Below are 16,420 nucleotides of genomic sequence, written 5' to 3'. Positions count from 1 at the left end.
TGGCATCTGTATTATTAATAGATAGACTCCAACCTGATTAGTAACTCGATGTCCGGAAAGTATATTTGGAAACTGGCCCTTACAGCGATCATCGTCGCGTTCTGCCTTTCTTATCTAATCCCCATGTCCGACCAGGACTTCGCCGAGCACGTGACCGAGCGTTCCGGCAGCCCTGAGTTCACCGCCTTGATGGAACGGGCAAAGACGCTTTCTGAGGAGAGCTCAGAGGGCAATCGTCCGCTTAGCGTCTACATGGCTCTCAAGAAAATCGCCAACGACGAGCGTATCGACATCAGCGATTATTTTCCGGACCTACAGCTTGAGTCGAGCCTCACGAACATCGAGAAGCGAAACAATATCCTCCTGCCGACCTTGCTTGAGGACTCCAAAGCGAACTTGAAGCGTGGTCTCGATATCCAGGGTGGTATCTCCGTCACTTTCGAAGTCGACCCGACGGCTCTCGCTGAAGTGCCTGTCGACCAGCGAAACGAGAAGCTTTCCGACGCGATCAATATCATCGAGCGTCGCGTCAACACCTACGGAGTCAGCGAGCCCATCGTTCGTCCAGTTGGCGAAAACCGGATCGAGCTCCAGCTCGCCGGCGTTAACACGAAGGACAATCCCGAGTTGATCGACACGATCAAGGCACCGGCTCGCCTCGAGTTCCGCGAAGTCCATCCCTCGGCCGATCCACGTACGGATCCACGTCCTACCGGCTACATCGAAATGACCCGCGTTCAGGACGACACCGAGCGTGAAATCATCCAGAAGTACTACGTTAAGCGTATTCCCGCTCTTACCGGTAAGTACGTTGATGACGCATTTCCGCGTACAAATGAGGTTGGCGGCATCGAGGTCATCCTCAACTTCAACGATGACGGGGCAAAGCTCTTTGCCGATGTAACTGAAAAGCTTGGCAGCATCACTCAACGCGGGGCGCAAACTCGCTCGGGAGAGGTGGGGCTTTTGGCCATCGTATTGGACGGCGAACTACAATCCGCACCGCGCGTTAGCGAACGCATCTCCGGCGGCAACGCCCAGATCACTGGCAACTTTACCCAGCGCGAAGCGATCGACCTCGCCAACACTCTCAACAACCCGCTCGAGCTTCCGCTCGAAGTGGTAGAGATGTACGAAGTTGGACCATCTATGGCGAAAGATTCGATCGAATCTGGCGTTAAGGCTTCCGTCATCGGTATCTCAGCGGTTTCCGCGTTCATGATCGCCTACTTCATGATCGGCGGTTTTGTCGCTCTCGCTTCGGTTGTCCTCAACGTTGTTATCGTTTTGGGAGTTCTCGCGAGCTTCAATGCGACCCTCACGCTGCCAGGTATCGCTGGTATCGTACTCACCGTCGGTATGGCGGTGGATGCGAACATCCTGATTTTCGAGCGTATCCGCGAAGAGCTACGAAATGGAAAGAACATCAAATCCGCGGTCGAGGGCGGATTTGGAAAGGTTTTCTCTACGATCTTCGATGCTAACGTGACGACCTTGCTCGTTTCCTTCGTGATGCTGAGCCTTGGAACCGGCCCGGTTAAGGGCTTCGGTCTGACTCTCGCGATCGGTGTAATGACCACCATGTTCTGTGCTCTGATCGTCACTCGCGTTCTGCTCGAGCTTATTTTCTGCACAGGCACGCTCGGCAAGTTCAAGACGCTCTCGCTTTTCACCGGATCGAATTACGACTTCCTCAAGTACCGTAAGCCGGCCTTTATCGCGTCCTGGTGTTTGGTCGCCGTTGGTCTTGCCGTTCTCGTGAGCAAGGGCGATTCGATTTACGGTATCGACTTCACTGGTGGTGACGAAGCCGTGTTGACCTTCACTCAAAAGATTGACGAAGGCGACCTGCGTAAAGCTCTCGAAGACGCCGACATCGGAGAAGCCAACCCTCTCTACCAATCTCAGCTTGGCACAGCAGAAGAGTTGCTACGTATCCAGACTGGATTCGAGAAGGGCGAAGCCGCAGTTGACGCTCTCGTAGCGGCATTCCCGAATGCTGGCTTCGATATGATCGGAAAGAACGAAATCGGTCCATCCGTAGGGGCTGAAATCCAAAAGAACGCATTCCTTTCCATCGCCCTGTCTCTCGGCCTGATCCTTCTCTACATCGCCTTCCGTTTCGAAATCGGATACGGTATTGGAGCGGTTGTCGCCACGATTCACGATATCTTGCTGACAATCGGCGTTTTCGTATTGGTGCCTGGGCATCAGTTCACGGCGCCGATGGTCGCCGCCATCCTCCTAATCGTGGGTTACTCGCTGAATGATACCATCGTCGTTTTCGACCGTATTCGCGAAGAGCTACTCCTTAAGCCAACGATGAAGCTCCGCGAGGTGATCAATGTTGCGATGAACGCGGTTCTGACCCGTTCTTTGCTCACGAGTATTACTACCTTGCTCGCCTCTGTCTCGCTCATGGTCTTCGGTAAGGGAGTGATCAACGACATCGCCTTCACCTTCACGATCGGTATTATCACGGGTACGTTCTCATCGATCTTCATCGCTAGCCCAGTGTTCTACTTCTACCACAAAGGTGACCGACGCAGCGTCGAATCTAGCCACGACATCATTCCTGAGTACGACTGGCAGGTTGGCTCGAAGCAGTCTCCAACCGACGCCCCAAGCAAGGACCAATAGAGATTGGCCCATTGGGAGTACAGTCCACCTTCGGCCGATTTATCCAAGAAGTACCGCAATGAGTTAAACGTCGGTCCGACTGTCGCCGAGTTGCTGGCCCGTCTTGAATTAGCGGATACAGAGGAAGCAGCACGTTTCCTTGATCCGCGACTCGGATCGATAGACTGCCCGTTCGAGATCCCGAATCTCGAAGCGGCGGCTCACCGAATTTCGCAGGCAATCGACAACCGCCAACGGATTGTCATCTGTGGCGACTACGATGTAGACGGCGTTACGAGCACGGCCTTGCTTGTGGCTATCTTGCAGGAGTTTGAGAACTATCCTGCCTACATCGTTCCACTTCGACTAGAAGAAGGGTACGGTTTGTCTCAAAAAGCAGTTGAGCGAGCTCTCGATAAGGCTAATCAGCCCGACCTGTTCATCGCCCTCGATTGTGGAACGAACTCAGTTGAAGCGGTTCAGCATATACTGAATACAGGGTGCGAGGTCGTTATCGTCGACCACCACCAAGCGAAGGAGGAGCTCCCCAAGGAGGTGGTGCTAGTCAATCCCCATGTCAACGACCGCGAGAGCCAAAACCACTGTCAACTTTGTACGGTAGGACTTGTTTTCAAACTCGCTCACGGCTTGCTGAAAGTTAGGCGTGAACGTGACGACAAGCGTGCCTTCGAGATCAAGCTTCGCAATTATCTCGATCTCGTTTCAATGGGTACGGTGGCCGATATGGTTCCGCTCAACAAGGAGAACCGAATCTTTGCTCGCATTGGCCTCCAGGTCCTTAGCAAGACATCTCGCATCGGTTTGAAGAACTTGATGAAGGTTTCCGGAGTCGCCGCGCGTCACGGTGTGAATCCGATCGACGTCTCGTTCCGTCTAGGCCCACGCATCAACGCGAGCGGTCGATTGGCTGACGCCTCCGTAGCGGTGGAGCTGATACTAAGCGATGATCCTTCTTTCGCTCTAGAGACCTCGCTGAAGCTGGATTCCTTCAACCGGGAACGTCAGGAGATCGAGCGAGCCATGACGGATTCCGCCATGGAGCAGATTCGGACAAACCAGTCGGATCGTAGCGGCTTTGTGGTCTACGGTGATGATTGGCACCCCGGGGTTGTTGGCATTGTGGCGAGCCGCGTTTCCAAAGCCTTCAATCGACCAGCTATTGTGCTCGGCAGAGAAGGGGATCTGGCCAAAGGTTCAGGCCGCAGCATCGAAGGCGTCAATCTCGTCGAAGTCCTTTCGCCTTATTCTGAAAAGCTCGAGAATTGGGGCGGGCACCCAATGGCTGTGGGGGTTTCGTTGAAGAGCGAGGGCGTTGAGGAGTTCTCCGAGTACTTTGACAAGGCCCTAAAGGACTACCTTGCTACTCACACCGTCGAGAAAACGCTCAATATTTCAGCTTGGATACGTCTAGAGGATATCAATACACAATTGATGAACGAACTCTCTAGGCTCGAGCCATTCGGGCAAGCCAACCCAGAACCGGTTTTTGCGACGAAACGAATCGTGTTTGGCGCCAAGGTCACAGTGTTTAAGGACATTCACTTCCGGTTTACTTTGCCGTCACGTTCTCGACAGAACATATCTGGAGTCGCCTGGAAGATGGCAGACCGTATTCCGCCCGCGAATACACCTGTGGACATAGCCTACCGCCTCGTTTGGAACACTTTCGGTAATAAGAAAGCGTTGCAAATGGAGCTGGTCGATTGGCGAGAGAGCTAGAGCGTTTTTCATAGGATTAGTCACGCGAGTTAGGGCTGACTGGCCCAGTCAGCCGCACAGCGCATTGGCGTCAACTTGACAGAAATAGCATCATCTAGAGGGCAACGCACTGTCGTTGCCTCATCGTTTATTCGCCCGTAGGCTCAGCGGCAATGACGGAGCATTGCCCTCCCGCGCGCAGCGGTTAGGCTTAAGTCGACGCCGATGCTCAATGCAGGATCGAGTCTCCATGGCGGCCTGCGGCGAGGCCGCCCTACCTTTCACATCCGATGAGAGCGTGCCTATTTATAAGAAAAACACTCTCGCCAAACGATGGCGACGCAAAAAAAGCGTCTCCATTCGGGAGACGCTTTGATAAAGAGAAATAGTTCTCGCTTAGGACTCGAGGACCTTAGCTTTGATTTCTGGATTCACTTCGTTGTTTTCGACGAAGCGCTTATCTTGCCAAGTCGGATCGCGGAAGCTGTTCAGGATTGAGCTGCGGACAGAAGCGTCATCCGTCAGGTCAAGCGCTTGGTTCGCCAGCTTGTACTTGTCCCTGATTGGGAAACTGGAATCGCTGCCGAGAATGATTCGACCAATCCCTCTGATGCATTGGCCGGCGATTTTCTGGTCGTCACCCGCTTGTTTCGCGAGATCAAGCAGCAGGTATCCGCCATCCCAGTTACGCCAGCTTGGCAAAACCTTCAGGATGGTTTTCTGGACTTCAGCATCACCGCTTTTCCATTCGTTGTTCAGGTATTCGATCGCCTCTTTGCTAGGGGCGGAATCGAGGACGAGCATAAGAGCAAGCTTCGCTGAGGAATCGTTTTCACTTGCCTTCAGCCCGTCGGAAAATGCATTCCACGCCGCAGCAGGGTCATTCGTGCGAAGCGTCATTCGCTTCAGAGTCTTCTGGGCGTCTTTGCGTAGACCAGATTCCTCGGATACCACGATGTCTACCAGAATAGGCAAGCTGGCGAGATCACCAACCGATTCCATCGACTCGATGGCAGCCTCACGGAGATCCTCATCGAGAGAGTCGTCTGCAGCCATTTCATTCACCAGCTCGGTAACGCCTGCCGACGCACGGTAGCTGAGAGCATTCAATGCGGTGATGCGATCTTCGACTGAACCTTTTTTCGCCGCCTTCAGCAAGCTGGAGTCGATTCGCTTGTCAGAAATGGAGGCTAGCGTATCAGCAGCGGCCGTACTCAAGTCGCGGTCCTTGGAGTTAGTAAGTTCCAGCACTGGCTCAAGGCTCTTCACTGTGCCGACGCGTCCGAGGGCCTCGACTGTTTGGAGTTTCAAGGTCTCATTTTCCGTATCCAGAAGTGCAATAAGTTGCTTTTCGAGCTTAGAGGAGGCTCTGCCTTCAAGCGCTCCGAGGATCACGATCTGGTTTTGCACCTTGCCGCTCGCTAACTCTGCGAGAGCGGCCTTGTTGAGTGATCTGCTATCGGCGACCATGGCGGCTTTCAGGAAGTCCGCAGACGAGCTTGAATCGCTTTCCAATGCCTCCTTCATGACTGAGATCGCTTTTCGGGAATCGATAGCGGCCAGCTTGGCGAATGCTGCGTTTCGCACGGCTCGACTGTCATCCGTCGAAGCCAAGGTTGCTAGCTCATCAACATCAAAGCCAAGATAGAGACCACCCTCAGCTGAAGGTACCGGAGTAATTCGGTTTATGGCCATACGTGCGCCGTCCGCCAGTTTAGCGTCGCTTGATGCCGCTAGCTTCTCAAGCGCGGGTAGCGACGCTTCCGAGCCTATTGAGCTCAACTGGCGAAGAATCCAGAGCTTTGTTGTGAGGAGCGGCTCCTTTTCGAGTCGCTCTAGGAGCTGTTGCTCCACCAAAGGCTGTTGCGACTCGTTGCCTGGTTTTGTCGCTTCCGACACTTGGTTTTGCAGGTCCATTCGCGCTTCGTAGCGAGCGTCGAAGTCATCGCCGTTCAAGCGTGTGAAGATAGAGTCCAGCTCCGAGTCAGGGATCTGGCTGTATCCAAGCGGCATGACCAATAGGGCCAAGCTAGCGGTGATTGTTTTAAGAGAAGATTTTGAAGTGAAATTCATGGGGATCGTTCTTGTAATTGCTTTCTAATTACGATCAGACAGGGAGTTCGTAGCCGGCACGGCGTGGTCGATCTTGCCAGCGAGCCGCTGCTGGATCGCCAACGATTTGCTCCTTCTTAGGGTCCCACTTGATTGGGCGGTTCAGGCGTTCAGCTATACCGGCGAGCTGACATACGGTCGCAGTGCGATGACCCACTGTTGCATCACAGATAGCGTGTTTACGGGTGTAGATGCCTTCGATCCAGTTAGCTCTGTGGTCGCGGCTCTTGTAGAGGCGAGTATCGCTCGGAGAGAGAGGCTTGCCTGCGAGTAGGGCAGGCGTCGTATCGATGCGACCTCCACGGCTTACGCGTACTTCGCCTTCGTCGCCAACAAAGCGAATCATATGACCCTTGCGATCTCCCCAGTCGCGAATCACGCGAATCCCATTTTCGTACTCGTAGTACTGATACGGTTGATCGTAGTCCGCTGGAGCGAAGAAGACTGGACCTGAATGATCCATCCCGAGGGCCCACTGGGTGATATCGTAGTGGTGAGCCCCCCAGTCGCCGTTTTTGCGAGAGCCGTATTCCCAGAAATTTCTCCAGCCGCCGCCGTAGTTACCTTTTACGCGTTCGTTGTGATAAGGTTCCCAGGGCGCAGGACCGAGCCACTTGTCGTAGTTAAATCCTTCAGGAACGGGTTGTTCAGGAAAATCAGTTGGTGCAGGGAAGGATCCAAGACCGCAGTACACTTCCTTCACGTTTCCGATCCAGCCGCTACGCACGATCTCAGCTGCTTTGTGAAACGCCCGTTCGGAGCGTTGCTGAGAACCGACTTGGAGGATACGGCCGTATTTCTTTTCTGCCGCGACCATGGCCTTGCCTTCTTCGATGGTGAGGGTCATGGGCTTCTCCACGTAGACGTCCTTGCCCGCTCTCATCGCAGCGATCGAAAGGGCGGCGTGCCAATGGTCTGGCGTTCCGACGACAACCGCATCGATGTCGCTACGCTCCATGATCTCCTCGTAGTGCTCGTAACCTTGGCAGGCGTTGTTCTCTTTGCGGCATTGGTCTAGCGCGCTCTGGAGACGACCCTGATGAACGTCACAGACGGCAGCCACAACCGTGTTTTCGCGGGAACGGAAATACCCACGGTGCCCGTTCATGATAAGGCCGTTGCCGATAAGGGCGACGTTTATCCGGCTATTGGGACCGGGTTGCCCGCGTCCGAGCGTGGCTGCTTTCAGGAACATCGGGGCAGCAAAGGTCGTTGCCGCGGCGATCGCTCCCTTTTTCAAAAAGGTACGACGTGTAGATGATGATGACATTTAGGGTAAACGTATCGGGTTAAACTTAGAACGTAAAAATTTAGGCGAACTAACTGGCAAACTGCGAGCAAGCCAAGTGGTTATACTGTTAAACCTAACAATCAGCAGCTCTTATTGATTAGCCAATTTATTCTCAATCGTTAAGACCTGCCGCCAAGGCCAATTAGATTGAGATTTTTCGTTTATGTTCGGAGTAAATTCACCAAACGAGTTGCTCTATTAGCCTGCGTTTTGATGGCTGTGAGCAAGGCTTCTGCTGAAGAGAAAACCGAAACCGACTTTTTAGCCCGGCTGAAGGCGGTATAGACGAGCTCTCGAGTGACCTGTGAGGTTGGTTCCGCTGGGAAGAGGCAGTTCACCGAATCAAACTCGGAACCTTGGCTCTTATGGATCGTAAGGGCGAAGGCCGGCTCAAAACGCGGAAGTTCACTGATGAGAACTTTTCGGGTTCCTCCGTCGGCGGCCTGGAAGTAGGCAAAGGCTGAGCCATGGCTGTCCACCCAAACAAGCCCGACGTCTCCATTGAAGAGCTCCACCTCGTAATCGTTTTCCAGAACGATGATTGGACTCGCTGGCAATGGGCGATCCTGCAGAGGGTCGTGCCCTAGGTGCTTTTTTGCGAGAGCCAGCACTCTGCGATTGAACTCGATGGATCCGTTTGGCCCGTTGCGAGTGGGGGTCAAGGTCATCGATCGGCTCAATTTGGCTAGAGCTGATTCCACAGATTCCGATTCGTACAGCGACTCCCAGTGTCGAAACGCGCGAGAGAGGGCTTTTTGAGGGATTCGCGATTGTTGAGGGCTGAGCGCGCTGAATTCGAAGTCCGAAAGATCTTCTTCCAGCATTTCCGAAAAACCTTTCACGTTTCCCTCTCGGGCAAGTTGGCAGGCCCGAAAAATTCCGCTGTCCTCAGAAAATCGATACGTCTTTGAAAGTCGCTCTACGCGACCTGAAAGAGCGGAATCCTCAGTGCCGCTTGCGTCAAGTATGTCGGAGAAGACGGAGCCGACGTTCACACTCGTTAGCTGATCTTTGTCACCTAGCAGCAGCAGTTTGCAATCGTGTGGCACAGCCTCGAGTAGCCGCATCATCAAAGGCAGGTCAATCATCGAACTCTCATCGACTACCAGAGCATCGTAGCGCACTGGCTTTTGCGCATTTGCCCTGAAGGATGACCTGTGAGGAAGCGCTCCCAAGAGCCGGTGGATTGTGAGGCAGGGAATCGAAAGAAGCTCCTGTTTTCGCTCCTCGCTGACCTGCATTCGCTCGACTCCACCGGAAATGGATTCGGCAAGGCGGGCTGCTGCCTTGCCGGTGGGCGCAATCGCAGCGAAACGTGCAGCTCTTGGTCCGTCCCAGCTTTCGATTAGCTTATCCAGATAGCGTAGTGCTAGCGTTGTTTTCCCCGTGCCAGGACCGCCGGTTATAACGAAGAAATGAGATTGGCTCGCTCGATCGACCGGATCCTCTCCCGAGACACTCGAACTCTCGATTCGACCGGCAATGAGCTCGGACAGCCTTCGTTCAAATGTGTAGTATTTCTCAAGATACAGTGACGAGCGATCAGCCAGGACTAGAGGGGAGCTCGCTGTGTCATCTGATGTGCTGCATGCTGCGCTTTTTGACAGGATGCCGTGCCATTGCTCTAAGGTTGGCCACTCTGTAGCAGCAAAGGGAACCGAAGGGCTCGCAGTAGAAAGATCAAAATAAGCATGTCCCTCGCGTATGGATAGGTTGCAGAGAGCGGCGGCGAGAAGTATCCACTGGTTTTTCTCGCCCCAATCCTCGCGCAGGTGCTTGACGAGCATACGATCAGCCGCCGTAAACGGAGCCTCGTTTAAGGCACTGAGATAGCCTCGCTCTTGTTCAATCATGAATAGGGCCTCCTAGCGCTGTATCCAGTTTTTCGAGCAACTCGATTGATGGGCGGTCGTAGAAAACTCCGGTGTCTTTACCTGGGCTGACGCCACGGGCATAAATGTAGAAAACGCCGCCAAAGACGTCGTCAAACGCTTGATTTGGGAACCGCCAACGCGTAAACCGTAGGACGGCGACACAGTAGAGCAGGTACTGCAGGAAATAGTTGTGATCGCTCATCGACTCGAGAATGGCGGACTGATCGTAATCGCTAGAGGTTGGTCCCAGGTAGTTGCTCTTCCAGTCAAAAATGTAGATTCGCCCCTCGTGTTCCAGTACCAGATCGATGAAGCCCCGGAGCATTGCAGCGGTTAGGGCCGAACCCTCCTTGTTTAGCGAGTTCGACCATTCCTGCGGGATGACTCCCAGGTCCGAGGTTTGCAGGGTGTCGATAACTTCTCGCTTTACGTCTCCGCTTACAGGATACGCGAATTCGAGCTCAGGAATTCGATTTTCGCTCGGGGTCTGTTCGAGAGAGAAAGCACTGAAGTTTGAAGCAAGTTCTTGCTTTGCTATTACAGCGATTTGAGCAGCAACAATTGGCTCGAATTCGCTTGGTTCGAACTTAAGAAGTTCAAATGCCGCCTGAGTTGTTGCTGGCAGCGTTTCAGGTCGAGAAAAGTCGAATCGTTCCAAGATCAGGTGGAGCAAATCTCCTGCATGGGTCCCTTTGGGCAAACTGAAGATGCTCAGTTCTTCAGCTGAATCAGTCTCGCTTGGATCAGGTGAGGGTTCGGCTTCATCGCTATCAGAATCGGCAGCTTCTAGTTCCTCGATTGAGTAGCCTGCGCTTTCGTGATGCATCCCCTTGTTGAGAGCGGAGAAACTCAAAACGCGAGCCGGGTAGGGCATATGTTGGCGATGCTGCAGCGAACGAGCTTCAACCTCAGGTATATTTGGATCGCCGACACAATTAGATAGCTCGCTGAATTCGCCGGTTTCCAAAGGACTTTGCCGGGAAAGGACATTCCCTTTTGATTTAGCAGCGATTGCTTTTAGGCGTTCAACTAAGAGCTCGCTCGAAGGCTTTGAATCTACCCCGAGAATGAATCGAGAGAAGCTAGAAGGAGGTTTTTTCCCGCGTCTGACAATCTCCTCAGGGGCAAGATAGATCCGCATTTCCTTCTCAGCTCTGGTAAGAGCGACGTAGAGAAGGCGGACGTGTTCTGCTAGTTCCTCTGACTGGGCGCTCTTGGTTCTGTCCTGATTTTCATCAGGAGCGAAATCAATGATCAGTTCGTTGTCAGAGCCATGATACGAAGCCACCTTAGCGTCGTGCTTTACGCGTTTCAAACTGAGATAGGGGAGAATCACTATCGGGAACTGTAGCCCCTTTGACTTGTGTATAGTGAGGATTTGAGGCTTGCCCTCGTCGCTGCTGATTCGTGTCTGCCAGTCTTTGTTTTGGGAGGCGTCTTCGACCATTTTCCGACAAATCCAATTGTACAAACCGCGTGGGGTCAGGTCTGACTCATCCTTAGCCTCGGAGAGTAACTCGGAGAGTTGGCTGATATTGGCGTGTCGACGTTCTGAATCTAGGTCATTGAATGTTTCTCTGCTGGCGAGCTTGAGAAGGGTCTGCAAGTTTACATCGAAGTTTGAGCGTTCCCAACTCTTGTTCCATTCAACGATGTATTCGAAAAATGGGGTCGCATTTTCGTCAAAATGAGCTTCGGCAATGTCCGAGGCTTGGAGCGAAGGGCTAAACGCAGCGTAGGCTCCGCGCTTTAGTGACGTTCTGGTCGGTGACGACAACGCGGCAAGAAGAAGCGTCAAGTCTCTTGCTTCCTTTGAGTCGAATACACTTCGGTCTGAGCGAATGGCAGACGCGATTCCACGTTTAAGCAAGGCGTCGCTGAGAGTCTTCGCTTCGAAGTTACTATTTACCAGAAAGGCTACTTCTTCTGGGCGAAAGTCTGGGTCATTCGAGATTCGATTAGCGAAATCGTTGGCGACTCTTTCGGTCAGGATGTTGCGATAACGCCCCTCGGCAGCTTCTTGCTGTGGTCCGAGCATTAGATGCTCGATGAATAGGGCAGGGGCCCTTACGTCGGCAGTGTCCGATTCGAGTCCCGCCTCGACCGGAGTGAACCGAATGCGATCATCTACGAAGCCTGTTTCGGATTCTTCAAAAACCGTATTCACTGCGTGAATAAGCGGCGGCGTGCTACGGTAGTTTTTTGTTAGTTCAATCCTCTTGAGCTTTCCGGACTCGGTCGCTTGAAAATAGGCGTAGATATCGGCACCACGAAATCGGTAGATAGCTTGTTTGGGGTCGCCGATGTAGAAGAGATAATGCTCTCCCTCTCCAAAAAGAGCTTTCGCTATTTGCAGCTGAGTGCGATCCGTATCTTGGAATTCATCGATTAGGGCGGCGTCGTATTGTCTCGATAGATTTGCCCTGACCCTTTCTCCTGACTCGCCTTTCAGCGCTCTGTTTAGGATGTGGAGCAAATCATTGAAACTAATTGAGTTTGCTTGTTGCTTCGCTTTCTCGAGGTTCTCGGAAAGCCACCCCTTGTAGTTGTACAACAGTGACAAAAAGGCGGCGTCGATCTGCTCCAGAATAGCATCGACCAAACTCACGAATGGAGGCGTCTTCAAATGCGACCCCGACTTTTTGAGGCCGTTTTTCCAGGCGTCTACACTAAATTTCTCTAACCAAGCAAAATCATTGGCGAGCAGTTTTCCTCGTGCCTCACACGCAAACAGATCCTGCTTCTTGCCACTTAACTGCATAGCTGGTTCCCGATTCGCCTTTAGGTGTTCGATGTATTCACCCTTTCGAGACACGAAATCCGACAGAGCTTCGGGTAGTTCAAGGAACCGCCGCTCTAGCGTTTCAAAGGAAACGGGATGCGCGGTCGGGTGTAGTTTAGCCTCCGGGTGCGATGCGCTTTGCTTTCCGATTTCGGATAGTCGGCCCTCAAAGCCTTTTTGGTGCTTTAGGGCTATGCTCAGTGCGGACGAAGCTTCCAGTACGTATTGCCGAATATACTCCTGTTGGAGTTGCTCGACCAAATGTGTTTCAATCTGATTCAACTCCGCTTCAAGGGGGGATTCAGTCTCGAGGGCGAGTTGGTCTAGAGAACGCTTGCAAAAGCCGTGCAAGGTGGAGATCGGAGCTTCATCGAAAACTTCCAAGCTGAACCGAAGATCGCGTTTAGCCCGTTCGATGTCGAAATCTTCGAGTTCCATGCACTCCAGCAAAAGCGACTCTTCAATTTGCTCGGTTTCAAGCTCTCTTAGCGCTTGCTGATACAGTTCGTGGATACGGCTAGCTAACTCTTCGGTCGCTGCGTCGGTAAAGGTAACGGCGAGTATCCGATCAAGCGTGATTCCTTTCTCTAGGGTCAGCTGCAACGCGATACGGCAGAGGGTGTAGGTCTTGCCGGTTCCCGCGCTCGCCTCGATTAGCGTCGCGCCTTTTGCGAGTTCAATCATTCGGCACCGCCTTTCAGGTCTAGCAAGTCTATCGAGGCTTTTGCTGCGTGATAAGGCTGCCAGAATGCTACAGCTAATCGCACAAATCGTTCGTCAGGCTCGTAAGCGTCGCCGAAACACAAGCGATCATAGTCGGTCCATTCGAATTGGCCCTTCCAATCCTGATTCGCAGAAGACTGTCCGCTTCGAAAATTCCAAAGAGACTTTTCGATGACTTCACGCATCGGCTCTTCGTTTTCTTCACTCAGGTTGTCTGCCCAATCCTTAGCAGCAGCTTCCGATAATTTTGGAAAAAAGGGCAAGGGAGAGCAGAGACTGCTTACATAGTTTGCGATGAGTTTCTGTAATACGTCTTTCGGGGCCTCGACCGAGCCGAGGCTGAACGGTTTTGACTTCGAATTCAGACTCGCCACAAAGGTCTGCCCCTTGAAGTCTGGATTGAGCGTGAGTGCAAATAGGTGACGTATCCAGCATTCGATGACGTTTTTCGGTTTTAGCTCGCCTGACTGAACGATGACCTGTCTTCCGTCCTCCTTGCGGACTCTCGAATCTCCAAACAATCGAATTCCTTCAACCTCAGTTTCGAGGTAGCGAATCTCGTATTCAAAGTTGCCAACAGCGTCGGCTATCAATTGGGCTGATTCGAGCTCTTCGTCAAAGGAGGGGCCCTGTAGTTTGCCTAAAGGCAAGAGTTTCTCCTGAGCCGCTTGCGTTTGGGTGACTGATGAAGGAGGCTCGCCGAGCGAGATCAATTGGGCGAATCGATCCCTCAATTTGTATCGATCGAGGGCGGAAGGAAAAAGTTCGTCGCTTTCGCTCAATGGTTCCTCCGTCCTGTCTATACTCAGTTTTGCTACTTGAGTCGCAAAATGCTTGGAAGGGTCTTTGTAGAAACGGATGAGATCTTCGAGGTCGACCTCTTCTATCTCGGAAGTGTTCGGGGATGGATCGTCCGTCTTTTGAAGGGTCCGCTGCTCCGTGATGGCGCCAGAAAATTGATTTCGCAAAAGCGCGCGATCGGGGTCCCAGGTCTGCGTGTTGCCGGGAACGAAGTAAGCAGGGTCGAAGGATTGCCGTTTCTGCTTTGCCAGGATTTTTTCATAATCCTCTGGATTCATCGACGTTTGCAGATAGCGAAGCAACTCTTCTACCACCGCGGATGGCTCGCTCTCAGAGTCGCTGCTTGGAGAAACCCCTTCGTAGCTTATGTACAAATGGCTTCTCACGGAAAGCAGTGTTTCTAAAAAGAATTGTCGATCCTCGTCACGCGTATTGCGATCTCCAATACGTGACTCGACAGCCATCAAATCGAAGTTCAAGCGACTGTTGCGGCGGGGGAAGTCGACCCGGTTCATGCCCATTAGACAGACGGTATTTGCTGGAATCGCCCTCATCGGCTTAAGGGAGCAAAAGGTAACGCCGCCGCTCAAATAACCGCCGCCCGCTTCGGTAGATTCAAATTTGTCCGCGAGAGCTGCGTACACCTCAATCCCTGTGGCGAGCACCTCGCTCGACTCAGGCAAGCACTCACGAATGAGTTCCGAGGCACGAGAATAGTCGCGCTGCCAATCTTCTCGGTTCGTCTTTAGCTTATCGAGTACCGTGATGATCTGCGCCTGCCAATGATCGAGGGGCTGTTCCTGCTTGTAGGCGCGTCTTAACGCTCGAAGCAGTTCAAGGCATTCAAGCAATCGACCTGCAAGATCGCTAAGATCTCCCTCGATCTCTGAATATGACAAGAAACCGCTTGGGGTCGCGGCGTTCTCAGAAAAGAGCCCTCCAGACAAGAGACGGATTCGCAGCTCCTTCCATGTGTTGTGGTCGGTTGCGAAGCTGGAATCCTGTTCACGGTGCTTCGCTTCCCAACCCCAGGTAATACCGAGCTCACGTATCCAGAATTCGATGCACTCCAGCTCCCTGTCGGTGAAAGAAAATGATTCCCTGACGAGAGACGTTTCCAGGATCTCCATGATCTCGGAGGAAGTGGCTCTGCCGGATACGGATTTGAGTATGGCGTACAAGCCGCTAAAAACGCCGGGACGATTCCCCGTGGAGCGATCGGCTATCGAGTAGGGAATCTCAAGTTCGGTTCCTCTCTTGCTCTTAAAAACGGACTCGATGTGCGACCGGTACTTTTGGATATCCGGCGCCATCACTAGAATGTCATTTGCTTCCAAGCTGGGATCGGCTTCGAGCCGTCCTACAATCAGGTCCCATATGGTCTCTACTTCTCGACGCCGATTTGAGCAGGAATGAACCTGAATCGTACCGTCAAAGGCTGGGAACGGTTCTGAGCCCAATTCGCAATCCCTATCTTCGATGGTGAACAGATCCGATTGCAGGCAGCTCAACTGGCTTACGGATTCGACAGGCTGCTCGAAGCTTAGGTCGTCCTGCTGAGGATCCTTGTCGATGAGGAGATCGAGAAACATCTGGCTTTGCTTGCCGAATGCCGGGAGCAAAGGGTTTCCCGTCTCATAGAGCCAATCCTCTGGAGGCGGAGCGCTTAAGCCGCTCTGGCTGGATTGCTTCTTGGCGATCTTCTGGATCTGTTTTGTCGTCTTCAGATCGGCCCAGTACATGTCCGAAGGTTGCAGCAGAAAGATATGAACAGGTTTGTAGCAAGCGAGATGATCGAGGAGATCGAGGTAGAGGGGGGCGAGGGAGGATACGCCAAAAACGTAGAGTCGCTCGGGCCAAATAGGCGGTTGCATTCCGAGCTCCAGGATCTGGCCGTTTTTCAGGTCTTGCCAGAGGCGGGCGATATGACGGGGCTGTCGGGTTCGCGGGTAGAGCTTGCGAGAGAGTCTTCGCCAAAGCTCCGCCTGCCATTCGAAATAGGATGAGCTTGGGTCGTCCTCCCAAGCGTTCACCAGATCTGGTCGGTAAACGAGGTACTCGTCGTAGAGTTTGGTCAGGCGGTTGGCGAAGGAGAGACGCCGCCGGCCGTCACCAGATTGGCAATACTTCCTAACTTGGGCGAAACGATCTTGCTCCTCCAATTTCCCCAAAAGCTCCAGAAGGTGCCAGCGAGCGAGGTCCTCTGGAAAGGCTCCGGAAGCATCGAAGCTCGGCTCAAACCCACGCAAGACGCGGGAGAAGAGCTTTCCAGGCAAGGGGTAATCCCAACCGAAGGAGACCCCGGTCAACTTCGCGACTTCGAATTGCAGCCAGCGAGCGATGCCCGGGTTGAGCGTCATCACCGTTTCTTGCGAAAGGGTATTCCGCAGAGGGGAAGCTTGCGAAACCTGTACGAGTCGCCGAGCCAGGTTTTCGACTCGATTAGACGTGTGAAGGTAGAGCTGCTTTTGCCGGGATCGTTTCAAGTATCCGGAAGGT

At 53.0% G+C, this 16,420-nt stretch carries 7 protein-coding genes; 2 read left to right on the top strand and 5 right to left on the bottom strand.

Features of this window, described 5'->3' with window-relative positions:
* The first annotated feature begins 48 nt into the window (after window positions 1-48).
* Window positions 49-2,640 (top strand): protein translocase subunit SecD, encoded by a 2,592-nt coding sequence (gene secD, locus JIN87_RS03105; protein ID WP_200354054.1) that lies wholly within the window; start codon window positions 49-51, stop codon window positions 2,638-2,640.
* Window positions 2,641-2,643: 3 nt separating this feature from the next.
* A complete protein-coding gene (recJ, locus tag JIN87_RS03100; RefSeq protein WP_200354053.1) occupies window positions 2,644-4,359 on the top strand; it encodes a single-stranded-DNA-specific exonuclease RecJ in 1,716 nt (571 codons plus the stop codon).
* A gap of 375 nt (window positions 4,360-4,734) precedes the next feature.
* Here recJ and JIN87_RS03095 read toward each other — a convergent pair whose 3' ends face one another.
* The 5 genes from JIN87_RS03095 to recC form a co-directional block, all read right to left on the bottom strand.
* On the bottom strand, window positions 4,735-6,411 hold the full coding sequence (locus tag JIN87_RS03095) for a HEAT repeat domain-containing protein (protein WP_200354052.1): 1,677 nt from the start codon (window positions 6,409-6,411) through the stop codon (window positions 4,735-4,737).
* 34 nt (window positions 6,412-6,445) lie between these two features.
* Entirely contained in the window at window positions 6,446-7,720 is a 1,275-nt protein-coding gene (locus JIN87_RS03090; RefSeq protein ID WP_200354051.1) for a Gfo/Idh/MocA family protein, read from the bottom strand.
* A 182-nt stretch (window positions 7,721-7,902) separates the two neighbouring features.
* Window positions 7,903-9,594: an exodeoxyribonuclease V subunit alpha gene (gene recD, locus JIN87_RS03085; protein WP_200354050.1), complete on the bottom strand. Its 1,692-nt coding sequence runs from the start codon at window positions 9,592-9,594 to the stop codon at window positions 7,903-7,905.
* Window positions 9,587-13,081, bottom strand: coding sequence for an exodeoxyribonuclease V subunit beta (gene recB / locus JIN87_RS03080; protein ID WP_200354049.1), 3,495 nt, complete (start codon window positions 13,079-13,081; stop codon window positions 9,587-9,589). The genes recD and recB overlap by 8 nt, the downstream gene beginning before the upstream one ends.
* Window positions 13,078-16,407, bottom strand: coding sequence for an exodeoxyribonuclease V subunit gamma (gene recC, locus JIN87_RS03075; protein ID WP_200354048.1), 3,330 nt, complete (start codon window positions 16,405-16,407; stop codon window positions 13,078-13,080). The genes recB and recC overlap by 4 nt, the downstream gene beginning before the upstream one ends.
* Between the last annotated feature and the right edge of the window lie 13 nt (window positions 16,408-16,420).

Origin of the sequence: Pelagicoccus mobilis, assembly GCF_016595505.1 — a bacterium.
Taxonomy (GTDB): Bacteria; Verrucomicrobiota; Verrucomicrobiia; order Opitutales; family Opitutaceae; genus Pelagicoccus; species Pelagicoccus mobilis.
Note: the sequence above shows the minus strand (reverse complement) of the source record. Positions and strands in the feature narration are given on the sequence as shown.